This is a genomic window from Marinovum sp. 2_MG-2023, from assembly GCF_030548265.1.
GTDB lineage: Bacteria > Pseudomonadota > Alphaproteobacteria > Rhodobacterales > Rhodobacteraceae > Marinovum.
This window is the reverse complement of sequence record NZ_JAUOSD010000001.1, coordinates 334158-357948: the sequence shown is the minus strand read 5'-3', so window position 1 is coordinate 357948 and position 23791 is coordinate 334158. Positions and strand designations below refer to the sequence as shown.

Here is a 23791-nt window from a genome sequence, read left to right as displayed (position 1 = left end):
ATTTGCCAAGCCACAATTGACGACAACATTCAACAATGAGGGGTGGCAAAATGAAGCTTTTGACCGGCCAGACGCTCAGCTTTCGGGCAGATCCGTTTTCAGTGCCTTTTGCCGAGGCCTGCACCCTGCACCGCCACGGCGGCGTATTGGTCGATGACGGACGGATTGTGGCGACAGGCACCGCAGACGCGCTGCGCGCAAGCCACCCCAAGGCCGAGGAAGTGGCTTATGGTACGGATCTGATCTGTGCCGGTTTTGTCGATGCACATGTGCATTTCCCGCAAACCGCGATGATTGCCAGCTGGGGCCTGCGGCTGATTGACTGGCTGAACACCTATACCTTTCCCGAAGAGGCACGCTTTGCCGATCCGGCCTATGCCAAGGACATCGCGACCCGCTATCTTGATCTGACCGCCGCACATGGCACCACCACAGTGGCCAGTTTCTGTACCATTCATCCCGCCAGTGTTGATGCGATTTTCACCGCGGCACAGGCACGCGGGCAATGTGTGGTCGCGGGCAAGACCTGTATGGACCGCAATGCGCCGGATGATCTGCGCGACACGCCGCAAAGCGCCTATGACGACAGCAAGGCGTTGCTGGAGCGTTGGCACGGTCAGGACAGGCTGCGCTATGCGATCACGCCGCGATTTTCACCGACGTCAACGCCGGATCAACTAGCGGCGATGGGGGCGCTGTGGGGCGAACACCCGGAGTGTCTGATGCAAACACATCTGAGCGAGCAAACCGATGAAATCGCCTGGGTGAAATCGCTCTATCCCAAGGCGCGGGATTATCTTGATACCTACGAGGCGCACGGGCTTTTGGGCGCACGTGGGCTCTATGGTCATGCGATCCATCTGGACGAGCGGGAAATTGATCGCCTGGCCGAGGTCGGCGCGGCATTGGTCCATTGCCCGACCTCCAACACCTTTATCGGCTCTGGTCTGTTTCGCACCGCCGCGATGAAGGCGCGCGGATTGTCGGTTGGGTTGGCGACCGACACCGGCGGCGGGTCCAGCTTTTCCATGCTGCGCACCATGGCGGCGGCCTATGAGATCGGCCAATTGGTCGGCACGCCGCTACATGCCGCGCAACTCATGTGGCTTGCGACACAAGGATCGGCCAAGGCGCTGCATCTGGACGATGAAATCGGCAATCTCGCCCCCGGCATGGCGGCGGACCTTGTGGTGCTGGACCTTGCGTCGACCCCGGCGATTGCCCAACGTGTCGCCACCGCCAATGATCCATGGGAGGCGCTGTTTCCCACCATCATGATGGGCGACGATCGGGCCGTGCGTGCGACCTGGATCAATGGATGTCTGGTGTGACCCGGCCCTGAAACGCGATGTTCAGCAACCGCGCGCCAGCACCATGACCCAGATGTTGCCCGCCCCGCGCGCAACGCCAAGATCGGTCATCTCGCGGTCCATCATGTTGCGCCGATGCCCCCGCGAGGTGCGCCAGCCTTTCAATGCCTCATCCAGCGTCGTCTGGCCCTTGGCGATGTTTTCCGCCACCCCGCACCAGCGATACCCCGCCGCAGTCACCCGGGCCCCGACGTCAGAACCATTCGCCCCCTGATGCGCGAAAAATCCGCCGCGTGCCATATCATCGGCATGGGCCTGTGCGGCGACGACCAGCTGCGATGACCACCGCAAGGCCCGCCGCCCACGCAAACGACGCAATTGATTGACCGAATTCAGAGCCGCGCGTTCATCGGCCAGTGTCGGCGCGGCGCACCAACACAAGCCCGCCGCCAGGACATCCCGGCGCCTCATGCCATAAGCCTGTGCGCCAGCGTGTTCTGGCGGGCAATTGCGGCCGGCAAATCGAACGACACCACATGGCCATCCCGCACCACGGCGCGCCCTTCGACAAAGAGATCACGCACCTTGTTTGGCCCCGCCAGCAGCATCGCCCCCGCATCCCAACTGCCGGCGGCTTCGATCCCCGACATGTCCCAGATCGCCAGATCAGCGCGTTTGCCAAGGGCGATCTGACCGCAATCATCGCGGCCCAGAACCTCTGCCCCACCGCGGGTGGCAATGCGCAGCGCCTCGCGGGCGCTCATCGCATCCGCGCCAAGGGCAACCCGCTGCAACAGCATCATTTGACGGGCCTCGCCCACCAGATTGCCAATGTCATTCGACGCCGACCCGTCCACGCCCAGCCCCACTTTGACGCCCGCATCCCGCATCGCACGCACCGGCGCGATGCCAGAGCCAAGGCGACAGTTGGAACAGGGGCAATGCGCCACCCCGGTGCGTGTTTTGGCAAAGAGATCAATCTCTTGCCCGTCCAGCTTCACACAATGCGCGTGCCAGACATCATCGCCGGTCCATCCCAGATCCTCGGCATATTGCCCCGGACGACAACCGAACCTCTCAAGGGAAAAGGCGATATCCTCGTCATTTTCGGCCAGATGCGTGTGCAGCATCACGCCCTTGTCGCGCGCCAGTATCGCCGCCTCGCGCATCAGATCCCGGCTGACCGAAAACGGCGAACAGGGCGCCAGTCCGACCCGGACCATCGCGCCCTTGGATCGGTCATGAAAGGCATCCACCACACGAATCGAATCGTCCAGAATCGCGCGTTCCTGTTCGACCAGAGCATCCGGCGGCAGCCCGCCGTCGCTTTCGCCAATCGACATCGCGCCGCGCGTAGGATGAAATCGCAGACCCACCTCACGTGCGGCGGCAATCGTGTCATCCAGCCGCGCGCCGTTGGGATACATGTAAAGATGGTCAGAGGTCAGACTACAGCCCGACAGGGCCAATTCCGCCAAACCCACCTGTGCCGAGATGAAAATCTCTTCCGGGCCAAACCGCGCCCAGATCGGATAAAGCGTTTGCAGCCACCCAAACAGCAGCGCATCCTGCCCGCCCGGCACCGCGCGGGTCAGCGTTTGATACAAATGGTGATGCGTGTTGACCAGGCCCGGCGTCACAAGGCAACCGCTGGCCTGCACCACCTCGCCGTCACTGGCCAGATCCGCGCCAATTTCGGCAATGACGCCGTCCTGCAAACGGATGTCACATTCAGCAATTTCGCGGTCCGCGTCGTCCATCGTCAGGACCAGCGCGGCGCGTTTTATCAGGATGTCTTTCATTTGTACCCTCAGAGACAGGCCCATTTCTGAGGTGAAATCAAACGCGCCGGTAATGGGCAAATTTCGCACGTCCTGATGCCAAATTACCCGACCACCCCCCGGCGATCAAGCACGCTGGCCTAGGCCCCCTGCAAAATCGCCAGCGCCTGGGCATGAAGGGTCGCATTTGCAGCAGCCAGCGCGCGGCCGCCCTGATGCACCGGCCCGCCCGACCAATCGGTCACAAGACCACCCGCCGCTTCGATCACCGCAATCGGGGCCTGAATATCATAGGCATTCAACCCCGATTCGATCACCAGATCGACCTGTCCCGCCGCCAGCAGCGCATAGGCATAACAATCCATACCGTATCGCGTCAGCTGCACCTGCGCCGCAACACGGTCAAACGCGACCTTGTCTTCGGGCGTGCCAACCTCGGGGAACGTGGTGAACAAAATTGCATCCGACAGCGCCTCGGTGGTTTTTGTCGCCAAATCCACCTGCCCATGTGGGCCATCCATGCGCGCCACGCCGGGGCCGCCACGAAACCGCTCGCCGATATAGGGTTGATCAATCACCCCCATGCGCGGCCCGTTTGCATCCGACAAGGCGATCAACACGCCCCAGGTCGGCGTGCCGGAAATGAACCCGCGTGTGCCGTCGATCGGATCGAGCACCCATGTCAGACCGGATGTGCCATCCTGCGCGCCAAATTCCTCGCCCAGAATGGCGTCCTGTGGGCGATGCTGGGCCAGGACGTCGCGCATGGCCCGTTCTGCGGCGCGATCCGCCACGGTCACGGGATCAAATCCCGCCGCCAGTTTGGATTCCGTTCCCAGGGCCGTGCCCCGAAAAAACGGCAAAATGGCCGCACGCGCTGCGTCGGCCATTTCATCCGCCACCTTCCAGAGGTGGCTCATTTCGTCGTTCTGCATAGCATCCCCCGCCGATTTGCGCCGCCTTACGGCCGCGCTCTTGCGGGTTTATGCGACGTCGCTTAACACACGGGCAAGTTCAAACAGGCGCCGACGCTGATTTTCCGGGATCGCATAATAGGACCGCACCAGATCCAGCGCTTCCTTGTCGCCCAGAAGATCGGCAGGCACGCCGCTTTCCCCTGATGTCGGGGCCTCTGCCCCTTCGTCCAGACCTTCAAAGAAGAAGCTGACAGGAACCTCCAGCGCATCTGCAATGTCCCAAAGACGCGAGGCACTGACCCGGTTTGCACCGGTTTCATATTTCTGAATCTGCTGGAATTTGATTCCGACATGTTCGGCAAGCTGCTGCTGGGTCATTCCAACAAGCCACCGACGGTGGCGGACTCGTTTGCCTACATGCACATCCACGGGGTGTGGCATACCATTCATCCTTTACTTTGCGCCCCCGATGGAGAGATCCATCAGAGTTCGCATACTATAGTTGATGCGGAAATGAGTGACCCCCGCACAGTATTTACAACATTGCACCCCTGCAGCTTGGGAAAAGATACGGATGGCACACCAGAAAGCAAGGGAAAAGAACGCGTAAAAAGAATACGGTTAACGCCTGGCACACGCAGGACGGTAAGAAAACACCGCTCACCGCCCGCCTCTGTCGCCCCTCCCGATTGCCGCGACATATCACGCCATTTACAAAGCGGCAGTGGCGCGAAACTGTTAACTCGCGGCCATTAACCATCCCCCACCTCAAAGGACAAGTTTGAAAAATGCGCGCATTCATGATCGCAACCGCCGGGGCAGCAGCCGCGGTGACCGACTGCCCGAAACCCGATCCGGCGGCTGGGGAATTACGGTTGAAAATCGCGGCCTGCGGTTTGAATTTTGCCGATATTTTGATGGAAAAGGGCACCTATCAGGACACGCCGACCGCGCCATTCACCCTGGGAATGGAGGTCGCCGGCGTGGTCGATGCGCTGGGCCCGAATACGGACGGCCCTGCGCCCGGCACGCGGGTTGCGGTGTTTGGCGGCCATGGCGGGCTGGCAGAATACGGTTGTTTTGACGTGGCGCGCGCCGTCGTTCTGCCCGACAGCATGAGTTTTACCGACGCGGCGGCGTTGCAGATCGCCTATGGCACCTCGCATGTCGCATTGCAGCATCGCGCAAGATTGCAACCCGGCGAAACCTTGTTGGTGCTTGGGGCGGCCGGCGGGGTGGGCCTTACGGCGGTGGAAATCGGCAAGATCATGGGGGCCCGGGTGATTGCCTGTGCTCGCGGCGCAGACAAGCTAGCAGTGGCAAAAACCGCCGGGGCCGACCATCTGATCGACGCCACAACCGCCGACATCCGGGCCGAGGTCAAGGCCTTGGGCGGGGCGGATGTGGTCTATGATCCCATTGGCGGCGCACAGTTTGAAGCCGCCTTTCGGGCCTGCAATCCAGAGGCGCGCATCCTGCCGATCGGCTTCGCCAGCGGCGATGTGCCGCAGGTCAAGACCAACCATCTGTTGGTCAAAAACCTGAGCGTTCTGGGGGTCTATTGGGGCGGTTACCTGAAATTCCGCCCCGATGTCGTCACCGATTCTTTGAAAACCCTCATCGACTGGCACAGCGCTGGTCGGATTTCCCCGCATGTCAGCCATGTTCTGCCGCTGGATCGCGCGGCAGAGGCGCTGGCGCTATTGCGAGACCGGAAATCCACCGGCAAGGTTGTGGTCACACCCTGACGGCAATCGGCGTTGACGCAGCTAAAGCGTTTCATAGGCCTGACGTACCAAATCAGACAGCAACCGCACCGGTTCATTGCCCGGCTGATCATTGCTGTAGAGATTGACCATATAGGTGCCCAGATCCGGCAGACCGCATCCCATCGGCAATTCGGTCAACTGCCCGGGCACCGTCCCCTCCAGCAACGCCGTAACCGCGAGATCGGCGCTGACCGTCGCCTCGACCGTGCGGTCGCTGTCGGTTTCCACCACCGAGGTCCAGTCCACATCGGCGCGGTTCAATCTTTCGATCACACCGGGGCGAAAACCGCATTGCACCGCCTGGGCCAACCGCAGGGGACGGTGCCGCCAGACCTGCCCCCCCGGCGCACCAACCCAGCGCAGGGCAATCTCTGCCAATGTGGTGCCCCCGTCGCCCAATGACCGCTCGGTTGTCAGGATCAGATCGGTTTCCCCACGCGAAAAATCCTCGCGCAGTTTGGCGGTGTAGCTGGTGACCAGCCGCACCCGCATCCGCGGCATTTCCGCGGCAAACCGTTGCAGCACCAGCGGAATGACCGGGTAAACAATGTCATGCGGCACGCCCAGCCGGATTTCCCCGGCATATTCAGAAGCCGTCAGTTTCGAAAATGCCTCGTCGTTCAATTCGACCATGCGGCGGGCATAGCCCAGCAACTGCTCACCTGCCGCGGTCAAGGCAATGCGCCGCGCCGTCCGATCCAGCAGCTCCAGCCCCAGAAGCTCTTCCAACCGCTTGAGCTGCATCGACACCGCAGATTGCGTCAGGTTCAAAAACCCCGCCGCACGGGTGACGCCCCCGGTCTGGGCCACGGCCACAAAACTGCGCAGGACAGTGACATCAAGGTTTCGCATGATACATCACCCTTTGTGATATTAAAAATCAAAATCATTCGTTTTCAATATGACGCAGGCCGGGCTACACATCAAGGAACAAAATACTTCACAGCGAAAGCATCACAACCAAAGGAGATACCCAATGTCCCGCAGCCTTGAAATCGCCTGCCACCCAACCCGGCGCTCTGCCCTGCCCCGACTGACCGAAATTTTGGCAATTTACCGTCAGCGCCAGACCCTTGCCCGGCTGGATTCAGCGCAGCTTGCCGACCTTGGATTGACCACACAGCAAGCCGCAGCAGAAGCGCGCCGCCCGATCTGGGATCTGCCGACGCATTGAAACGCGCGCGAATCCGCGATTTGATGTCAATTGACACCGATTTCCTCCGAAAACACCGCCAAGACGACCGTTGATATCTTGAAAACTCAGGTGGTTCAGCCAATATCTGAGGGGACGGCCAGCATGTGCTTGGCCCCAGCTCTTTTTCGGAGGAACTCGATGGCTAACTTTAACACAATCCGGTCGACAGCGGCTGCCGCCGGCGCCGCCCAGATTGATGCGGGCCTGCGCGCCCACATGAACAAAGTCTACGGCACAATGTCGGTAGGCATGTTGATCACCTTTGCAGTCGCCTGGGCCGTTGGCTCTAACCCGGCGCTGTTGTCGGTGTTCCGTGACCCCGCGACATTGCAACCCAACATCCTGGGCTGGATCATCATGTTTGCGCCCCTCGGTATGGTGTTTGCCTTTGGCGCGGCGATCAACAAACTGTCCGCCGCCGGCGCGCAACTGTTCTTCTATGCCTTTGCGGCGGTGATGGGCCTGTCGCTCAGCTGGATCTTCGTGGCCTTCACCGGCTTCTCGATTGCTCAGGTCTTCCTGGTCACCTCGATCGCCTTTGCCGGTCTCAGCCTCTATGGCTACACCACCAAGAAAGACATTTCTGGTTGGGGCTCCTTCCTGATCATGGGTGTGATTGGTCTCTTGGTTGCGTCGATCATCAACATCTTCCTGGGTTCGCCCGCGATCATGTTCGCGATTTCGATCCTGGGTGTGCTGATCTTTGCCGGTCTGACCGCCTATGACACCCAGAAGATCAAGAACACCTACCTTGAGCACGCCCACCACGGCGACAGCGAATGGTTGGGCAAAGCCGCGATCATGGGGGCATTGAACCTCTATCTCGACTTTATCAACATGTTCATGTTCCTGCTGCAGCTGTTCGGCAATCGCGAATAAGCGGACCGCACAACAACAGACAGTATCACGCATTGGGCCGGTCATATGACCGGCCCTTTTGCGTTCCAACAACCACCCGCCATCGGAGCCACAGATGCGCACACAATACCATGCCCGCAAGGTCGGGCCGGACATGCATATCTGGGACGTGCATCGTCTCGTGCGCGCGCCAGAGCCTCTGGAGGTGATCAGACTGCCGCTCACCGAAATCGCAGAGCTTGATGAAAACTGGTGGTACGACGACCCTGCCAATGTGCCAACGCCACGATCCTTTGTGCAGCATATGACGCTGGTCAGGGCGTGCGACCTCGCCTATCCAATTCTGCTCTGTGCTGAGGGGCGATTGATGGATGGCATGCATCGCGCGGTCAAAGCTCTGCTGGCGCAGAACACATATATACTGGCGCGGCGGTTTCCAAAGACACCTGCCCCGGATCACATCAACGTGCCGCTTACAGAGCTGCCCTATCATGATCAAGACATCTGAGACCGCCCTGCACAGAAAAAGACCCACACACGAAAAAACGCCGCGCAGGCTTGGGGCCGCGCGGCGTTTTGCCGTCTAGAAGGGGAAGATCGCTTACTTGATCTTGCCTTCTTTGTATTCAACATGTTTCCGCACAACCGGGTCATACTTACGCTGAACCATTTTCTCGGTCATGGTGCGCGCATTTTTCTTGGCCACGTAAAAGTGGCCAGTGCCCGCGGTCGAATTCAGGCGGATCTTGATTGTGGTCGGCTTCGCCATTTTTCATCTCCTGCGTGGCGCGGGCCAATGCCGTCGCGCACTCGTATATCTCTATGAAGGTCGGGTTCTACTCGTCTACGCCCCCGAGTCAAGCGGTTTTCATCAGGTTCTGGCCGGAGAAGGCCATTATTGCGCGGAAGGCCTGTAAGCCGGATTCTGTCTCGGCGCGAACGCCGTGGATGACCATTCCTCTTGACGCATGATTGCCCATGCGCCTCTAGCTGCCAACCCGGACCTCTCGGGCTGAAACATCCCTGCGTCGATATCCCCGAAAGGATCAGTCGCGCGCGAGGCCCCTATTTGGCATTGCTCCCGGTGGGGCTTGCCTTGCGGGCGCTGTTGCCAGCCCCCCGGTGGGCTCTTACCCCACCGTTTCACCTTGACCCCTGCAGGCAGGGGCAGTTTGTTTTCTGTGGCGCTCTCCGTCGGGTTACCCCGCCCGGGCGTTACCCGGCACCGTTGTCTCAGGGAGTCCGGACTTTCCTCGCGGGTCTTGCGACCCCCGCGGCCATCCAGCCTTCCGCGCAAGGGCGCACTTACGGGTTGTGTGCGGCCCGGTCAACGGGAAACCGCGTTGACAGGTCCGCGAGCAGCGCAATGTCGCACCTGTCCAGGGGGCCCGTGACCGCCGGGCGAAACCGTGCCCGAAAAGCGTCAAGCAATGTAGCGTCATCCACCGCAGGCCCATAGCCAAACAACACCGCCAGCGCGCGGAACCGCGCGGCAGTGACCGTCGCCTCATCCCGTCGCGCCACGTCCGCCAGCCCGGTCTCTGGCCAAATCGAAAGCCCCATCCGCGCCAACCGCCGCCAATCGAACCGTCGGCCGGGGTCGATCTTGCGCCCCGGTGCCATGTCGGAATGGCCGATCACCCGCTGTGGGGCAATATCCCACCGCGCCATGATCCGTGGCAACAACGCCTCCAGACAGGCCATCTGAGGCTCTGAATACGGCTGGGTGCCGCTGTTGGTGATCTCGATCCCGATCGAGCGGGAATTGACGTCCGTGACGCCACCCCATGACCCGGCGCCGGCATGCCAGGCCCGCTGGTCCTCGCCAACCATTTGGATCAGCTCACCTGTGGTGGAAATCAGATAATGCGCCGAAACCTCGGCCACGGGATTACACAGCCAGTCACGTGCCGCCACCGTGGTGGTCATGGCGGTGTAATGCAGCACCACCATGTCTGGCCGCGCGCCCAGCCGCCGCGCGCCGCAATTGGGCGACGGATGCCATAACGCGCCCGCGTCCCGCAAGGATCAGCCGCCAGCAGCGCGACGGAAAGGTGTCGGATCCCAGGCACAGGCAAAACCATCCCCATCAGGATCAAGCGCCTTGCGATCCCGCTGTGGCCCGCCATTGGACAGGAAATCTTCCTGCGCCAGATCGGGGCTGGCAAAGCTTGCGCAATTGCGCTGATGCTTGGCCTGCGAATTCAACGACGACCGTTTGTAGACCGCCGTCCCGACCGGGTTGTTGGTCTGCAGGGCATAGCCGACGATATTGGGCTGGCCACCCTGTCGCGTCGGCAGGGCCGTCGGTTCAATCACCTGATATTGCGCCTGCGCCTGACGCAACCGGGCAGCATCGCCCTGAATATCACGTTCGCCAGAGACCGCCTGGAAATCCTGCTCGCGGCTGATTCCCGCGCCATTGGTCACCGCCTGCGGCGCGGGGTTTTCCGGGCTGGCGTCAAGTGGCGCAACGCCGGAATTTGCCGCCTGCGCCTCTGCCGCAGCGGCGCGTTCGATCGCGGCCCCATCGCCCTGTTGCGTGGATTGCAGCTCTGAGGTTTGCACCGGCGGCGCGCCTTCAAGACGGGCATTACGCTCAAGCCGCGCGGTGCGTTCCGCATCAACACGGTCGAAGCCCACACCGGCGCCACTGTCCGGCACCTGCGGCGCACAGGCCGCCAAGGCCCCTAGGGCGACACTCGCCAGGAAAATTCGCATATGCTTTGGCCTCATACCTGCTCTTTAAGCGTGGTTTACCACCATTTCGCCGGCTTGGAAACAAATCCCGCCGCCTGTTCCAGCGCATAAGCGCAATTCAGCAAATCACCCTCTTCCCAAGGCCGCCCAATCAACTGCAAGCCCAGCGGCAAGCCTTGGGCGTTGGTGCCCACAGGCACCGAAATACCGGGCAGACCGGCCAGATTGAGCGTGATGGTGAACACATCGTTCAGATACATCTGCACCGGATCGGTCGACGCCATCTCGCCCAGGCCAAACGCCGCGCTTGGCGTTGTTGGCGCAAGGATCGCATCAACGCCCGTGGCAAAGACGTCCTCGAAATCCTTCTTGATCAGGGTGCGCACCTTGCGGGCACGGTTGTAATAGGCGTCATAGAAACCCGCCGACAGCACATAGGTGCCAACCATGATCCGGCGCTGCACCTCTGGCCCGAAACCTTCGGCGCGGGTCTTTTCATACATCTCGGTGATGCCATCGCCTTGGGCCAATGTCGCACGGCGGCCAAAGCGCACCCCGTCATAACGCGCCAGGTTCGAAGACGCCTCAGCCGGAGCAATCACATAATAGGCCGGCAAGGCGTATTTCGTGTGCGGCAAAGAGATATCGACAACCTCGGCCCCGGCATCTGCCAGCATCTTGCGCCCCTCGGCCCAAAGCGCCTCGATCTCGTCCGGCATGCCGTCCATATGGTATTCACGCGGGATACCGATCTTCTTGCCCCGAACATCGCCGGTCAGCATCGCCTCGAAATCCGGCACCGCCAGATCCGCGCTGGTCGAATCCATCGGGTCATGCCCGGACATGGCCCCCAGCATGATTGCGGCGTCGCGCACATCCTTGGTCATCGGCCCGGCCTGATCCAGCGAACTGGCATAGGCCACAATGCCCCAACGCGAACAGCGGCCATAGGTCGGCTTGATACCGGTGATCCCGGTAAAAGCCGCGGGCTGGCGGATCGACCCACCAGTGTCGGTGCCGGTCGCCGCCAGACAAAGATCCGCAGCAACGGCACTGGCCGATCCACCGGACGAACCGCCCGGCGTCAGCGCCGTATCATCATCCGCACGCCGCCACGGGTTGACCGCATTGCCATAGGCCGAGCTTTCGTTCGAAGAGCCCATGGCGAATTCGTCCATGTTCAACTTGCCCAACATCACCGCGCCGGATTCGAACAATTGCCGGGTCACGGTGCTTTCATATTCCGGCTTGAACCCATCAAGGATGTTGGACGCCGCCTGGCTGGCCACACCCTTGGTGCAGAACAGATCCTTGATCCCCAACGGAATGCCGCACATGTCGGGCGCATCCCCGGCCTTGATCCGCGCATCCGCCGCACGGGCCTGCTCCAACGCGATCTCCGGCGTCTTGTGCACAACCGCGTTCAGCGCATCAGCACCGTCAATCGCAGCCAGACAAGCTTCGGTCAATTCCACGCTGGTCACATCGCCCTTGCGCATCGCATCCCGCGCTGCGGCGATTTTCATCCCATTCAGATCAGCCATTATTCAACCACCTTCGGAACCGCAAAAAATCCTTCACGCGCATCCGGCGCATTTTTCAGGACCTTGTCCTGTTGCCCCCCATCGGTCACCACATCGACCCGGCGCTTCAACCGCATAGGCGTGACCGACACCATCGGTTCCACCCCCTCGACATCGACTTCGTTCAGCTGTTCAATAAAGCCAAGAATATCGTTGAATTCCTGCGCCAGCGCCGGAAGATCCTCCGCATCCACACGGATACGGGCCAGTTTTGCCACTTTGGCGGCGGTGCCTTGGTCGATTGACATCGGGCCACTCCCAATCATTTGAGGTCTGGCATCGGCTTTACCGTTCTGCCCCGCCCCCTGCAACCACATGCCGGTGCGAAACCGCAATCATCCAGCCCGCAACCACCGCATTCAGCAGATACAATCGAAAATACCCGCAAATTGACCAAACAGCACATGACCGCCAGGCCAAAGCGACATGCCCCAGGTCGGCTCTTCTTCTGTTCACAAATATCCCGGGGAGCGCGAGGGGCTGGCCCCTCGCTCCGATCCGCGCAATCTGGACCAGTCCCGCAATCATGCTAGGGTCACCACAGCACAATCAGGAGACATCACATGCACCTCATCTGGCTTGGACACAGCTCGTTTCGTCTGGAAACCGGCGACGCAATCATCCTGATCGACCCCTGGCTCACCGGCAATCCAATGCTGGCGGAACACCAACATGCCGCCGCCACCAAGGGTGCGACGCATATCCTCTTGACCCATTGCCATTTTGATCACGTGGCCGACGTTCTGCCCCTGGCACGAGAGTTGAAGATCCCCACAGTCGGGCAATACGATGTGATGCAATATTGGGCAGAGCACGAAAACATCGACACCATCGGCTTCAACAAGGGCGGCACCGTGGATCTGGCCGGGGTCAAGGTCACCATGGTGCCCGCCTCGCATTCATCGACCTTCGGGTCTGATGCCGGCCCAAAGGCGGCAGGCAGCGAAGTGGGCTACATGATCACGGCAGAGGGGAAAACCATCTACCTGTCCGGCGACACCACCATCATGGCCGATATGGATTGGATGGGGGATTACCACAAACCCGACATCGGCATCCTGTCGGCCGGCGGGCATTTCACCATGGACATGGCCGGGGCCGCCTATGCCGCCAAACGATACTTCAACTTCAAGACCCTGATCCCCTGCCACTACCGGACCTTTCCCCTGCTAGAGCAATCGGCCCGGTCGCTGGTCGACGCTCTGCCGGGGGTGAATGTCATCGAACCCGAGGTCTTGCGCCCGATCGAGCTGTAAATCGCGTCGATCCCCGCCGCCACGGCACAGCCACCGCGCCGCATTTACTGCGGCGCCTCCTGGGCTGTGCCTCTTGGGCTGTCGATAGTGGGGGCGGATCAGCCCGCCTTGCGCATCATCACCTGATCCACAGTATCATCGGCCACACGGGCCGGGCTCACGCCCTTTTGCGCCGCCGCCAAAAGGATGCCGGACATGCTGCGCTCCAATTGCGCCAAACGCTCAGCCACAAAGGTCTCGCGGTCGGCGATTTTCAGGATTTCAGTCGCAACATTGATGATACCACCGCCATTGGCGACATAATCCGGCAAATAGAGAATGCCGCGCGCCTCCAGCAGATCGCCAATCGCCATATCGGCCAATTGGTTGTTGGCCGCGCCACAGATCATTGCAGCCTTGATCGCGGGCACGGTATCCGCATTCAATGTGCCACCAATTGCGCAAGGGGCAAAGATATCCGCCTCGACCGCATGGATCGTCGCGGGATCTGCCGCTTCGGCGCCGAATTGGGCCACCGCATCGGCGACCCGCGCCGCGACCGGGTCCGCGACACTCAACCGGGCCCCGGCTTTGTGCAGATATTCACACAGAGACCAACCGACATGGCCCAGCCCCTGCACCGCGACGCGTTTGCCGCCCAGATCGGCGCTGCCGAACTGACGTTCTGCGCCGATTTTCATCGCATTGAACACACCGCGTGCGGTGATCGGTGACGGATCGCCGCTGGCGAAGTCACCCTCCGCCAGACCCGCAACAAAATCGGCCTCCTGGGCCAGCACCTTGAGGTCATCCGGCGACATCCCCATGTCCTCGGCGGTCCAGTAACGGCCATCAAGCTCGGCCACCGCGCGGCCCATCGCGCGCAGTTTGGCTTCGGTTTTCTCGGTCCGTGGATCGCCCAGGATCACGGCCTTGCCGCCACCCAGCGGCAATCCGGCGGCGGCGTTTTTATAGGTCATGCCGCGCGACAGGGCGAGGACATCGGCCAATGCCGCATCAAAGCCATCATATGTCCGCATCCGCAAACCACCGGCGGCAGGCCCGGACAGGGTCGAATGAATGGCAATCACGCCCTCCAGCCCGCTGTCGCGGTCGCTGACGCGATAAACCTCTTGGTGCGTGGTGCAATCGATCCGTGTGAGCATGAAAACCTCCTTGTGTTGGCCCCAAATTATTGCGGAACCCACGCGACATCTTGCCAATCTTCATTGCCTGACAGGCGAAACTTGGTAAAAAACTCCAAAACAACAGGGGTACTTGGAGAATGGACAGCATCGACGCCAAAATTGTGCAGGCGCTGCAACGTGACGGGCGTCAGCGGCTCGCTGATCTGTCGGAAAAAGTTGGCCTGTCGGCCACGCCGCTGGCGCGCCGGATTGCGCGGTTGGAAAGTGACGGGGTCATCACCGGCTATTCCGCGCGGGTGGATCAGGAAAAGCTGGGCCTGCCGTTAAACGCCTTCATTTTTGTCGAGCTGGAACACCAGAACCGCGACGCGGTAAAAGCGTTTGAAACCGCGCTCTGCCGATTTGACGAGGTGATGGAATGCTATCTGATGACCGGCACGCGCGATATCCTGATCCGGGTGGTGGCCCGGGATCTGACGGCGTTTGACCGCTTTCTGGAAGACGGGTTGATGCAGGTCAAAGGCATCCGAAACATGCGATCCAGTTTTGCCCTGCGCACCATGATCCGGCGCAACGATTTGCCGCTGTGCCATTGATCCATCCCGCTCGATCTTACCCGTTCTTGCCCGAACTTCGCGGTGCATTGCGGCCCTTGGCCCCCTAGCCGTCGATGACAAACCCGGACAGGTCCGGGATCACAGCAACCTCTTCGATGGTGACGTCACGCACCGCAGCGGCCCCCGGCCCGGCCCACATCAGATCCAGCATTGTGTCCACCGCCTCTGGCGTGCCAATCAAAAACGCTGAAACAGAGCCATCGGGGTTGTTATGCACCCACCCCCGCAGCCCCAGCGACTGCGCCTGATTTTGCGTCCAGGCGCGATAGGCCACGCCCTGCACCCGGCCCATCACTCTGGCGTGTCGGGCAACTTCCTGTGTCATCTGCGCGCCCTCCCGGTCGGTTTCCAAATGAAGTCTGCCATGAATTGCGGTTTCGGGGAACCGTCGACAAGACAGCGGCGGGATCTAACCACATTTTTCATCTGGCCGGGGGCCAGGCGCGCGCCCATGTCGGGGCGAAACCAGCCGGCTTTTGCCGAAAATGGCCCCAAGTCCGACCCCGGGACAGCAACAGGGCTGCAAAAACCTCGGCCAGCCCGCCTGCGCCGCACAGAGTCAATTGACGGCCCCGCGATTTCACATCATATCCCAATCCATGACAGATCTCGCTCATATCCGTAATTTCTCGATCGTCGCCCATATCGACCACGGGAAATCCACCCTTGCCGACCGGCTGATCCAATCCACCAATACGGTGGCCGAACGGGACATGAAGGCCCAGTTGCTTGATTCGATGGACATCGAGCGCGAGCGCGGCATCACGATCAAGGCGCAAACCGTGCGCATTGATTATGTCGCCCAGAATGGCGAAGCCTATGTGTTGAACCTGATCGACACGCCCGGCCACGTGGATTTCGCCTATGAAGTGTCGCGGTCGATGCGTGCGGTCGAAGGATCGCTGTTGGTTGTGGACAGCACCCAAGGGGTCGAGGCGCAGACGCTGGCCAATGTCTATCACGCGCTGGACGCCGATCATGAGATTGTGCCGGTGCTGAACAAGATCGACCTGCCCGCAGCCGATTGCGACCGGGTGGCGGAACAGATCGAAGACGTGATTGGCATTGATGCGTCAGAGGCGGTTCAGGTGTCGGCCAAGACCGGCATCGGCATTGCCGAAACGCTTGAGGCGATTGTGCACCGTTTGCCCGCGCCCACCGGCGACCGCGAGGCACCGCTCAAGGCGATGCTGGTCGACAGCTGGTATGATGCCTACCTCGGTGTTGTGGTTCTGGTGCGGATCATGGATGGCGTCCTGAAAAAGGGCGACAATATCAAAATGATGCAGACCGGCGCGAAATACGGCGTTGACCGCATCGGCGTGTTCCGCCCGGCAATGACCGTGATAGACGAGCTTGGCCCCGGCGAGATCGGCTTTATCACCGCCTCGATCAAACAGGTGCGCGACACCAAGGTCGGCGATACCATCACCCACGAGAAGAAGGGCACCGATACGCCCCTGCCCGGCTTTGCGCCGTCGCAGCCGGTGGTTTTCTGTGGCCTGTTCCCTGTGGATTCGGCCGAATTCGAAGACCTGCGCGACGCGATCGAGAAACTGGCGCTGAACGACGCCTCCTTCAGCTATGAGATGGAAACCTCTGCCGCGCTTGGCTTTGGCTTTCGCTGCGGCTTCCTCGGGCTTTTGCACCTTGAGGTGATCCGCGACCGGATCGAGCGCGAATATGATATTGATCTGATCACCACCGCGCCGAGCGTGATTTATCAGATTTTCACCAAAGACGGTGAAATGGTGGAATTGCACAATCCCGCCGACATGCCCGATCCGTCGACAATTGATCACCTGAAGGAACCGCGCATCAAGGCGACGATCCTGGTGCCCGACGAATACCTGGGTGACGTGTTGAAGCTCTGTCAGGATCGGCGCGGCATTCAGATGGATCTGACCTATGCCGGGTCACGCGCGATGGTGGTCTATGACCTGCCGTTGAACGAAGTGGTGTTTGACTTCTACGACCGGCTGAAATCGGTGACCAAGGGCTATGCCTCGTTCGACTATCAGATGACCGAGTACCGCGAGGACAATCTGGTCAAGATGCAGGTGCTGGTGAATGACGAGCCGGTGGATGCGCTGTCGACCATGGTGCACCGTGACCGGGCCGAAATGCGGGGCCGGGCGATGTGCGAAAAGCTCAAAGATCTGATCCCGCGTCACATGTTCAAGATCCCGATTCAGGCGGCCATCGGCGGCAAGGTCATCGCACGCGAAACCCTGTCGGCGCTGCGCAAGGACGTGACAGCGAAATGTTACGGCGGCGACGCCACGCGCAAGAAAAAGCTGCTGGAAAAGCAGAAGGCCGGCAAGAAGAAGATGCGCCAGTTCGGCAAGGTCGACATCCCGCAAGAGGCCTTTATCAGCGCCCTGAAAATGGACGGTTAACCCCGGCCATTTTTCGGGAAACCGGATCTTGGCGGAAACGGGACAAATCCGTCAGGAGCCGGCAGCAGACCGGGCGACATGACTGAACGATATGAGCGGGGCGACAGCGATCAGCCCCGCCAGATGCCGTCATGTAGCCGCTTACACAGGTATTTTCCGGTCAGAGCTCTTCCGGTCAAAGGCATATCTGGTCAGGGCAATTTTCCGCCCTGACCGATCATCAAAGCCTATTCACAAGCGCCCGCCGTACAACCAATGTCCTGGCCGCCCGGGGTTGCGGGAATGTCGACAGACACATCTGTCGGGTCTTCGGTGGTCACTGGATAATCCGGGTATTCCGGGTCGACCGGCTCTAGCACGGGTTCATCGACCTCTTCACCAGGCTCATAGGATTTTGACGGCTCTTCGCCCGCGTCATCATTGCCCTGCGGCCCGACAAGGCGCGCCAGCATCCGGGCCTCGCGGCGTTCGATAAAGGCCTCGATCTGATCCAGGGTCGGGGTCGGTTTGGTGGTCTGGATATAATCGGCCGCCGCACGCAGTTGCGCCCGCATGAGCGACACCGGAACCCCGCTCAGGTCGCGTTCATAGGCGTCAAAGCTGGTGCCAAATGGCGATTGGGCAAAGGCAAATTCGGCGTCGGGCACAGACCCGCTGAGCGGTTGCAGATTGTCCCGCAGCGCACGTTCCATGCGCGGGTCAGCCAGTGCGCCACCCTCTTGCGCAAATCCCAGCGTCGCGGCGTGTTTCACAACGCCCCCCGCGCTCAGATCGCGCCCCGTGTCGCCCCAGCGTGGCCCGCCGAGGTACACGGCGGCGTACATCACCTTGGCCCGGATTTCCGCCGTGCCGCCGACCCGCAATCCGTCATAGAACATGCGATGAGTCTCGCGCCAATCGCGGCTGTGATAGGTCGGCAGCGCATCGTTGCCAATGCCGCAATAGGCATCATGCATCGCCGCCGCCTGGGCAAATTGCCGGCTGCGCGGATCGCCGATCATATTGACAAAAATCGGCGGGATCGACGCGCCATCCGTCAGCGTCCCCGGCTCAGCCCGCCAATTCGACGCGCCGCCATCGACAAAACCCAAAGGGCGCGCCAGTGGAAAGAATTCAACCTCGCGCGTCGGCAAACGGACCGAGGTGTCGGCCAGAAGAAACGGACCATCAAAGAAACGGCATTCCGGCGTGCCCGGCCCGCCACATTCCGGCCCGTCCATGGTCTGGTTCGCGGTCTGATGCGGGGTGGTCCCGGTGCGGGTTTGTGGCGTATCACAGCCCGCCAAGATCAGCAGCGCACACGCCGCACCAGAAATGTATTTCAACACTTTAACAGTCCTCTGCAACAAAACGCCGACGCGGAAACAGCCGATTCTCCAATTTCGCGATCTTGCCATTGCCCCGCAACATTGCAACCCTGCTGACCGGATGCCCGCAAGGCTGATCCCTTCAGGTCACAGATCGCGCAACAGCCCGGTGGAGCAGCTTTCGATCAGATCAAGCACAGCTTCGAAATCACCGGTGAAATAGGGATCTGGCACGTCCCTGACGGCCCCATCGTGAAATTCCGTGAACAACCGCACCGTCGCCGCCCCCGCTTTTGCCTCTGCCCGCAGCGCGCGAATATTGGCCAGATTGTCACGGTCCATGGCAAGGATCAGATCAAACTGATGAAAATCCTCAACGGTGAGCTGACGCGCCCGCAGCCCGCTCAGGTCATATCCCCGCGCGGCCGCCGCCCGTATCATCGGTGGATAGGGCGCCTCGCCCAGATGCCAGGCCCCGGTGCCCGCGCTGTCCAGAACCAGATCGCGATTGCCGCTTTCGGCCCGCACCACGGCCTCGGCGGCGGGCGACCGGCAAATATTTCCAAGACAGACAAACAGGATACGGCTGGTCATAACAGGGCCCCTTTGGCAATCTGACCAAGGTCTAGTTTCCAGAGGTCACATGCGCAACATCAGACAAAAGATTGTCATTCTCACCGGTGCCGGTATCTCGGCGGAAAGCGGGCTGGGCACCTTTCGCGACGCACAGGGGCTTTGGGCGCAACACGCAATAGAGGACGTCGCGACCCCAGAAGGGTTTGCACGCGACCCCGGCCTTGTGCACAGCTTTTACAATGCCCGCCGCGCCCAGGCCGCCGCAGCATCACCCAATGCGGCACATCATGCATTGGCGCGATTAGAGGCGGAGTTTCCCGGTGAGGTGGTGCTGGTCACGCAAAACGTCGATGATCTGCATCACCGCGCAGGATCGCAGAACATCCTGCAAATGCATGGCAAATTGGCCGGGGCGCTATGCGGCGCATGTGGGCTCCGCTGGCCTGCCCCGATCGTGATGACGCCCGACACCCCCTGTCCTGATTGCAGCCAACCGGCGGCGCGCCCGGATGTGGTGTGGTTTGGCGAATTCCCGCATCATATGGCCGAAATCGGCGATCATCTGGCGGGGTGCGATCTCTTTGCCGCCATTGGCACATCCGGTCAGGTTTATCCGGCGGCATCCTTTGTCGAAGAGGCCCGCAATGTCGGCGCGGAAACCGTGGAACTCAGCCTTGAACCAACCGCCGTGTCGCATCTGTTCAATCACTGCCATTCCGGCCCCGCAACCGAGACCGTCCCGCGCTGGGTGGCCTCGGTTCTGGGATATGGCGCTCTGGCTTAATGGCCGGCGTGGGCGTCCTTGGCCGGTTGACGCTCCAGATCCACCGGAATGTCCACCACCACATCGCCGGCCTGTTCAAAGGTCAGCGTGACCGACACAACAGCGCCCTGTTCAAACGGCGCGGTCAGCCCCATGAACATCACATGGTCGCCGCCCCGCGCCAGCCCATGCATGCCCCCGGCCGGAATGGCAAAGCCGTCTTCGACTTCCATCATTTTGAACACGCCATCCCCGATTTCCTTGTGGGTGTGCAGTTCCACCCGTGCCGCCGCATCAGAGCTGACAGACACAAGCCGGTCATCAACCGTGCCCTGATTGTGGATCATCATAAAGGCCGCGCCGGCGCGGGTGTTTGACGCGCGGGCATAGGCGTCGTCGATCACGATGCCATCGGCCAGCGCCGCTGTGGTCAGGGTGACGGTACAGATTGCAGAAGCGGCAAGCGCCGCGAATTTACGGGTCAGGGTCATATCAGACTCCAGTCATCAGGTTTTCTTTTCAGACGGATCGAAGGGTCAAACCCGCGCCGGGGGGCCCCGCGCCTGCGGCTGGGGGGCTGAATGGCCCGCCCTGTCGACAGCACCTGATACAACCAGATTGATACGCACCCAATATCGCCGGGGCAGCGGCGCAGTGATGGCCGCACCGACCTGAAACACCGACAACGTGAACTCTGGACAGATATGCGCAGGCCCGGTCGGATTGCCGTTTTCGTCCACCGCCATCATCACCGGGCCATTGCCGGTGCAGAGAATTATTTCATCTACCGGCTGTGACATGCCCCGCGCCACTGCCATCGACTGGGCAGTGAACCCCAGGATCAGGGCAAGAAACAGGCCGGTAAAAGGGCGTAAAAACCGTTGCATAGGGGGCATTTACGCGATTCAGATTTCGGGGCCAAGGGTCCGTGTCAATGGGTCACGCGGCTTCACACCTTGGCGAGCGGGGTTTTGCCGAAACCGGATCGGGGGCATCTTGGGGGCAGATGATTTGGGGAGTACCGAAATGAGCATGAACAGACGCGCCGTATTGGCGTCCCTTGTGGCGCTGCCACTGGTGCCACGCCTTGCCCTCGCGGGGGAACCGATGGTGTTTCAGACCAACGGCGTTGCCATCAATGGCGCCGATCCCGTGGCCTATTTCAAGGCCGCCAAGGCCGACACCACCGGCAATAGCCATCGCGTCGTGTGGCATGGGGCGGAATGGCATTTTGACAGCAAGGCGACAATGACCGCCTTTGAGGGCGATCCAGAACGGTTTGCGCCAAAGTTTGGTGGCTATTGTGCCTATGCGGCGTCGCAGGGTTACCTTGCGCCAACAATCCCAGAGGCCTGGACCGTTTACGAAGGGCGGTTGTACCTCAACGCGTCATTGCGCGCCCAGGAGCTTTGGCGTCAGGATATTCCCGGTAACATTGCCAAAGCCAATGCCAATTGGCCGAAAATTCTGGGCTGATCGCGGCCCAGGATCAGGGCCCTAGCCCGGGCTGACCATGTCAAGATCTTCGCCCATGGCAACAATACAAGAGTTGCCGGTGGCATAGGTCAGCACCAGGGTCCAATCGCCGGTTTGCGGTGCCTCCCAGAGCTCCATGATCTGGTCAGGCCCGCGCATTCCGGTGCCGCGCCGCTGTGACATCAACCGCTGTTCCAACCGGCTGTGCATCTGTTTTGTGGGTTCGCAAATGACCTCGGCAATCGGGGACGACGCCACAAGCGGCAGGGGCGCAAACATGGGCGCGATCGCCAATGCCAGGCCCCATGCACAGGTCTGAGAATTCGGGCGCACAGCTGTCCTCCCTCTGTTTGATCAATGGGGCCGCGTTGCCCTCAATGTAACAGATTTACGACATCAGGCCAGATAAATGTATAGACAAGTGATGCACAATGTATCCCAAGCCGCCATGGGGCAAACCAAAGCGGAGGGCGACATTAACCTTAAAGCCCAGCTCTGCGATCAAAGGCCCGGCTGTCGTTCAGGGAAATCAGGACAACAAACGGCCACAGGTCGGCGTTGCGCAATGCGCCGCCGCAGGAAAAGCACGTTTACCTTGTTTAAAAGGCGCCAAGATGCAGGATATCCCGCGCCACGATCCGGGCCGATACCGGGATAACCACCATGCAAGCCAATGAAACGGCAACATAAATCCAGAATGCCAGGGCAAAGGACATCCCCAGCCCCAAGGATACAAAAGCCGCCCCGACCCCGGCCAAAGCCCCGAATATTACAAATGCCAACATCATAGATTCACCGTATCACGCTGAACACTACACTCTACTTATTGGCGAAGAATGCAAATGCAATTTTAAGCTGTGTGGATTGTCGCCGATCCCATACGGCGGAATGCGCGTAACCTTGCCGGCGGGAAATTGCCCCCGAACGCAGGCTTTGCGCTACGCACGCGCCAGCCGCCGGTGCACGCCCGAACTGGCCCGCCGATGCCCAAAATCCTGCCTTTTGCGGCGGAAAACCGAACAAAAACCGGCTTGGCATTAACGGGCGCGCATTTCGGGGCGTTTGGTCTGGCCGCAATTCCAAATGCCTTTTCGGTGCAAAACTGCTCTGGCATGTCCAACCAGAACCGCGGGAAGTCGTGCCAACTTAAACCTATTTTTACGGAAATTTGCTGGCGGCAGGGCGGCGGCATTTGTCCTGTGTCAGGTCATTGCCCCGCCCGGCCATCACATCGCGCAGCGTGTCAGCCCAACACGCCCTGAAACTCGCGCCATTCGCCTTTGGACATGCCGGATGTTTCCTGCGTGACCTCTTCGCCCTTGATCATCCGGCGCACACAGTCGAGCGCAGACGACGACAGGGTTGCGCCGCCCATGCGGTAATCTTCGAAGGCTTTGAACGCAAATGGCACCCAATCGGCCACCATTTTGCACACCGCATCGGCATAGACCCGGATTTCATATTGCGCATGGGCGTCGGCCCGCAGCCGCAGGAAATGCAGCAGGTTGTGCAGATCCACCTTCCAATACCATTGGGTATAGATATTCGCCGGCAGGTTCATCCGCGCCAATTCCCGCGCCAGACCCTGTTGGCCTTCGTTGGAAATCATTTCCTCGTAATGGTCATAGGCCCGCATCGCATCATCCCGCAGATAGCGCAGCACGCGGTCAGCTTCTTCCCCGGTCAGCGCCTCGCCCCGGCCCTGATTGTTGACCACGGATTGCGCATTCAGCGCATCACGTTCGGGGATATAGAATTCCCGGTCCAGGATCGAATAACGGGCAGAGTATTCGTTGACGTTGGCGGTCCGGTGACGAATCCACTGGCGGGCGACAAACACCGGCAGTTTCACATGCAGCTTGATTTCGCACATCTCAAACGGTGTCGAATGCCAGTGCCGCATGAGATAGCGGATCAGACCCTCGTCATTGGTCACCGATTTGGTGCCCTTGCCATAGCTCACACGCGCCGCCTGACAGATCGCGGCATCGTCGCCCATATAGTCAATGACGCGGACAAATCCGTGATCCAGCACCGGAATGGCCTTGTAGAGATGCGCCTCGATCCCCGGCGCGGTGGCGCGCAGGGTGCTATGGGTTTCAGCCCGAAGAGCGTTGATTTCGGCGGCCTGTTCGGGCGTGACGGACATGGGCGAAT

At 60.6% G+C, this 23791-nt stretch carries 29 protein-coding genes and 1 other RNA gene; 10 read left to right on the top strand and 20 right to left on the bottom strand.

Features of this window, described 5'->3' with window-relative positions:
• Nucleotides 1-50: 50 nt before the first annotated feature.
• Nucleotides 51-1331, top strand: coding sequence for a guanine deaminase (gene guaD, locus Q4577_RS01830; protein WP_303466805.1), 1281 nt, complete (start codon nt 51-53; stop codon nt 1329-1331).
• Between the two features lie 21 nt (nt 1332-1352).
• Here the strand turns inward: guaD and Q4577_RS01825 are convergent, their stop codons facing one another.
• The 4 genes from Q4577_RS01825 to Q4577_RS01810 form a co-directional block, all read right to left on the bottom strand.
• Nucleotides 1353-1781 carry a CAP domain-containing protein gene (locus tag Q4577_RS01825; protein WP_303466807.1) on the bottom strand — a complete coding sequence of 143 codons (429 nt, stop codon included), beginning with the start codon at nt 1779-1781 and terminating at the stop codon, nt 1353-1355.
• Entirely contained in the window at nt 1778-3112 is a 1335-nt protein-coding gene (locus tag Q4577_RS01820; RefSeq protein ID WP_303466809.1) for an 8-oxoguanine deaminase, read from the bottom strand. The genes Q4577_RS01825 and Q4577_RS01820 overlap by 4 nt, the downstream gene beginning before the upstream one ends.
• A gap of 119 nt (nt 3113-3231) precedes the next feature.
• Nucleotides 3232-4026, bottom strand: a complete 795-nt coding sequence (gene hisN, locus Q4577_RS01815) for a histidinol-phosphatase (RefSeq protein ID WP_303466811.1) — start codon at nt 4024-4026, stop codon at nt 3232-3234.
• 48 nt (nt 4027-4074) lie between these two features.
• Nucleotides 4075-4449 carry a helix-turn-helix domain-containing protein gene (locus Q4577_RS01810; RefSeq protein WP_244686162.1) on the bottom strand — a complete coding sequence of 125 codons (375 nt, stop codon included), beginning with the start codon at nt 4447-4449 and terminating at the stop codon, nt 4075-4077.
• A gap of 347 nt (nt 4450-4796) precedes the next feature.
• Here Q4577_RS01810 and Q4577_RS01805 point away from each other — a divergent pair, with 347 nt between their 5' ends.
• Nucleotides 4797-5756 carry an NADPH:quinone oxidoreductase family protein gene (locus tag Q4577_RS01805; RefSeq protein ID WP_303466813.1) on the top strand — a complete coding sequence of 320 codons (960 nt, stop codon included), beginning with the start codon at nt 4797-4799 and terminating at the stop codon, nt 5754-5756.
• Nucleotides 5757-5777: 21 nt separating this feature from the next.
• On the opposite strand, the gene Q4577_RS01800 is transcribed toward Q4577_RS01805, so the two are convergent.
• Entirely contained in the window at nt 5778-6632 is an 855-nt protein-coding gene (locus Q4577_RS01800; protein WP_244686366.1) for a LysR family transcriptional regulator, read from the bottom strand.
• Between the two features lie 121 nt (nt 6633-6753).
• On the opposite strand from Q4577_RS01800, the gene Q4577_RS01795 reads away from it, so the two are divergent.
• The 3 genes from Q4577_RS01795 (at nt 6754) to Q4577_RS01785 (ending at nt 8338) form a co-directional block, all read left to right on the top strand.
• Nucleotides 6754-6951, top strand: coding sequence for a DUF1127 domain-containing protein (locus Q4577_RS01795; protein WP_303466814.1), 198 nt, complete (start codon nt 6754-6756; stop codon nt 6949-6951).
• Between the two features lie 159 nt (nt 6952-7110).
• Nucleotides 7111-7851 (top strand): Bax inhibitor-1/YccA family protein, encoded by a 741-nt coding sequence (locus Q4577_RS01790; protein WP_303466816.1) that lies wholly within the window; start codon nt 7111-7113, stop codon nt 7849-7851.
• A gap of 94 nt (nt 7852-7945) precedes the next feature.
• Nucleotides 7946-8338, top strand: a complete 393-nt coding sequence (locus Q4577_RS01785) for a hypothetical protein (protein ID WP_303466818.1) — start codon at nt 7946-7948, stop codon at nt 8336-8338.
• A 93-nt stretch (nt 8339-8431) separates the two neighbouring features.
• On the opposite strand, the gene rpmG is transcribed toward Q4577_RS01785, so the two are convergent.
• From rpmG to gatC, 6 genes are all read right to left on the bottom strand, one after another.
• Entirely contained in the window at nt 8432-8599 is a 168-nt protein-coding gene (gene rpmG, locus Q4577_RS01780) for a 50S ribosomal protein L33 (RefSeq protein ID WP_244686152.1), read from the bottom strand.
• 129 nt (nt 8600-8728) lie between these two features.
• An RNA gene (gene rnpB, locus Q4577_RS01775) (RNase P RNA component class A) lies at nt 8729-9123 on the bottom strand.
• Nucleotides 9124-9135: 12 nt separating this feature from the next.
• Nucleotides 9136-9783, bottom strand: a complete 648-nt coding sequence (locus tag Q4577_RS01770) for an N-acetylmuramoyl-L-alanine amidase (RefSeq protein ID WP_303467463.1) — start codon at nt 9781-9783, stop codon at nt 9136-9138.
• Nucleotides 9784-9858: 75 nt separating this feature from the next.
• On the bottom strand, nt 9859-10551 hold the full coding sequence (locus Q4577_RS01765; RefSeq protein WP_303466819.1) for a hypothetical protein: 693 nt from the start codon (nt 10549-10551) through the stop codon (nt 9859-9861).
• A gap of 35 nt (nt 10552-10586) precedes the next feature.
• Nucleotides 10587-12074, bottom strand: coding sequence for an Asp-tRNA(Asn)/Glu-tRNA(Gln) amidotransferase subunit GatA (gene gatA / locus Q4577_RS01760; protein WP_303466820.1), 1488 nt, complete (start codon nt 12072-12074; stop codon nt 10587-10589).
• Nucleotides 12074-12361 (bottom strand): Asp-tRNA(Asn)/Glu-tRNA(Gln) amidotransferase subunit GatC, encoded by a 288-nt coding sequence (gene gatC, locus Q4577_RS01755; protein WP_244686146.1) that lies wholly within the window; start codon nt 12359-12361, stop codon nt 12074-12076. The genes gatA and gatC overlap by 1 nt, the downstream gene beginning before the upstream one ends.
• A gap of 315 nt (nt 12362-12676) precedes the next feature.
• On the opposite strand from gatC, the gene Q4577_RS01750 reads away from it, so the two are divergent.
• Nucleotides 12677-13369, top strand: coding sequence for a metal-dependent hydrolase (locus Q4577_RS01750; RefSeq protein WP_303466823.1), 693 nt, complete (start codon nt 12677-12679; stop codon nt 13367-13369).
• Between the two features lie 98 nt (nt 13370-13467).
• On the opposite strand, the gene Q4577_RS01745 is transcribed toward Q4577_RS01750, so the two are convergent.
• A complete protein-coding gene (locus Q4577_RS01745; protein WP_303466825.1) occupies nt 13468-14514 on the bottom strand; it encodes a Glu/Leu/Phe/Val dehydrogenase dimerization domain-containing protein in 1047 nt (348 codons plus the stop codon).
• Between the two features lie 119 nt (nt 14515-14633).
• Between Q4577_RS01745 and Q4577_RS01740 the strand changes: the two genes are divergently transcribed.
• Nucleotides 14634-15092 carry an Lrp/AsnC family transcriptional regulator gene (locus Q4577_RS01740; protein ID WP_244686140.1) on the top strand — a complete coding sequence of 153 codons (459 nt, stop codon included), beginning with the start codon at nt 14634-14636 and terminating at the stop codon, nt 15090-15092.
• A gap of 64 nt (nt 15093-15156) precedes the next feature.
• Here Q4577_RS01740 and Q4577_RS01735 read toward each other — a convergent pair whose 3' ends face one another.
• The gene (locus tag Q4577_RS01735) at nt 15157-15438 is read right to left on the bottom strand and encodes an acylphosphatase (protein ID WP_244686138.1); all 282 of its coding nucleotides are present in this window, start codon (nt 15436-15438) and stop codon (nt 15157-15159) included.
• A gap of 274 nt (nt 15439-15712) precedes the next feature.
• Here Q4577_RS01735 and lepA point away from each other — a divergent pair, with 274 nt between their 5' ends.
• The gene (lepA, locus tag Q4577_RS01730) at nt 15713-17512 is read left to right on the top strand and encodes a translation elongation factor 4 (protein WP_303466829.1); all 1800 of its coding nucleotides are present in this window, start codon (nt 15713-15715) and stop codon (nt 17510-17512) included.
• A 227-nt stretch (nt 17513-17739) separates the two neighbouring features.
• On the opposite strand, the gene Q4577_RS01725 is transcribed toward lepA, so the two are convergent.
• Together Q4577_RS01725 and Q4577_RS01720 are read right to left on the bottom strand one after the other, a co-directional pair.
• A complete protein-coding gene (locus Q4577_RS01725) occupies nt 17740-18840 on the bottom strand; it encodes a DUF1353 domain-containing protein (protein ID WP_303466831.1) in 1101 nt (366 codons plus the stop codon).
• A 126-nt stretch (nt 18841-18966) separates the two neighbouring features.
• Nucleotides 18967-19413, bottom strand: a complete 447-nt coding sequence (locus Q4577_RS01720; protein WP_303466833.1) for a low molecular weight protein-tyrosine-phosphatase — start codon at nt 19411-19413, stop codon at nt 18967-18969.
• A 49-nt stretch (nt 19414-19462) separates the two neighbouring features.
• Here Q4577_RS01720 and Q4577_RS01715 point away from each other — a divergent pair, with 49 nt between their 5' ends.
• The gene (locus Q4577_RS01715; RefSeq protein WP_303466834.1) at nt 19463-20179 is read left to right on the top strand and encodes an NAD-dependent deacylase; all 717 of its coding nucleotides are present in this window, start codon (nt 19463-19465) and stop codon (nt 20177-20179) included.
• On the opposite strand, the gene Q4577_RS01710 is transcribed toward Q4577_RS01715, so the two are convergent.
• Both Q4577_RS01710 and Q4577_RS01705 read right to left on the bottom strand, forming a co-directional pair.
• The gene (locus Q4577_RS01710) at nt 20176-20649 is read right to left on the bottom strand and encodes a copper chaperone PCu(A)C (protein WP_303466835.1); all 474 of its coding nucleotides are present in this window, start codon (nt 20647-20649) and stop codon (nt 20176-20178) included. The genes Q4577_RS01715 and Q4577_RS01710 overlap by 4 nt on opposite strands.
• 45 nt (nt 20650-20694) lie before the next feature.
• Nucleotides 20695-21045, bottom strand: coding sequence for a hypothetical protein (locus Q4577_RS01705; protein ID WP_303466836.1), 351 nt, complete (start codon nt 21043-21045; stop codon nt 20695-20697).
• A gap of 139 nt (nt 21046-21184) precedes the next feature.
• Here Q4577_RS01705 and Q4577_RS01700 point away from each other — a divergent pair, with 139 nt between their 5' ends.
• Nucleotides 21185-21634: a YHS domain-containing (seleno)protein gene (locus tag Q4577_RS01700; protein ID WP_303466838.1), complete on the top strand. Its 450-nt coding sequence runs from the start codon at nt 21185-21187 to the stop codon at nt 21632-21634.
• A gap of 21 nt (nt 21635-21655) precedes the next feature.
• Here the strand turns inward: Q4577_RS01700 and Q4577_RS01695 are convergent, their stop codons facing one another.
• The 3 genes from Q4577_RS01695 to thyX all read right to left on the bottom strand — a co-directional run bounded on the left by Q4577_RS01695 (nt 21656) and on the right by thyX (nt 23783).
• Complete coding sequence (locus Q4577_RS01695; RefSeq protein ID WP_244686125.1) at nt 21656-21913, bottom strand: hypothetical protein; 258 nt, start codon at nt 21911-21913, stop codon at nt 21656-21658.
• A 320-nt stretch (nt 21914-22233) separates the two neighbouring features.
• Nucleotides 22234-22419 (bottom strand): hypothetical protein, encoded by a 186-nt coding sequence (locus Q4577_RS01690; protein WP_244686123.1) that lies wholly within the window; start codon nt 22417-22419, stop codon nt 22234-22236.
• A 458-nt stretch (nt 22420-22877) separates the two neighbouring features.
• The gene (thyX, locus tag Q4577_RS01685; protein WP_303466842.1) at nt 22878-23783 is read right to left on the bottom strand and encodes an FAD-dependent thymidylate synthase; all 906 of its coding nucleotides are present in this window, start codon (nt 23781-23783) and stop codon (nt 22878-22880) included.
• Nucleotides 23784-23791: the final 8 nt, after the last annotated feature.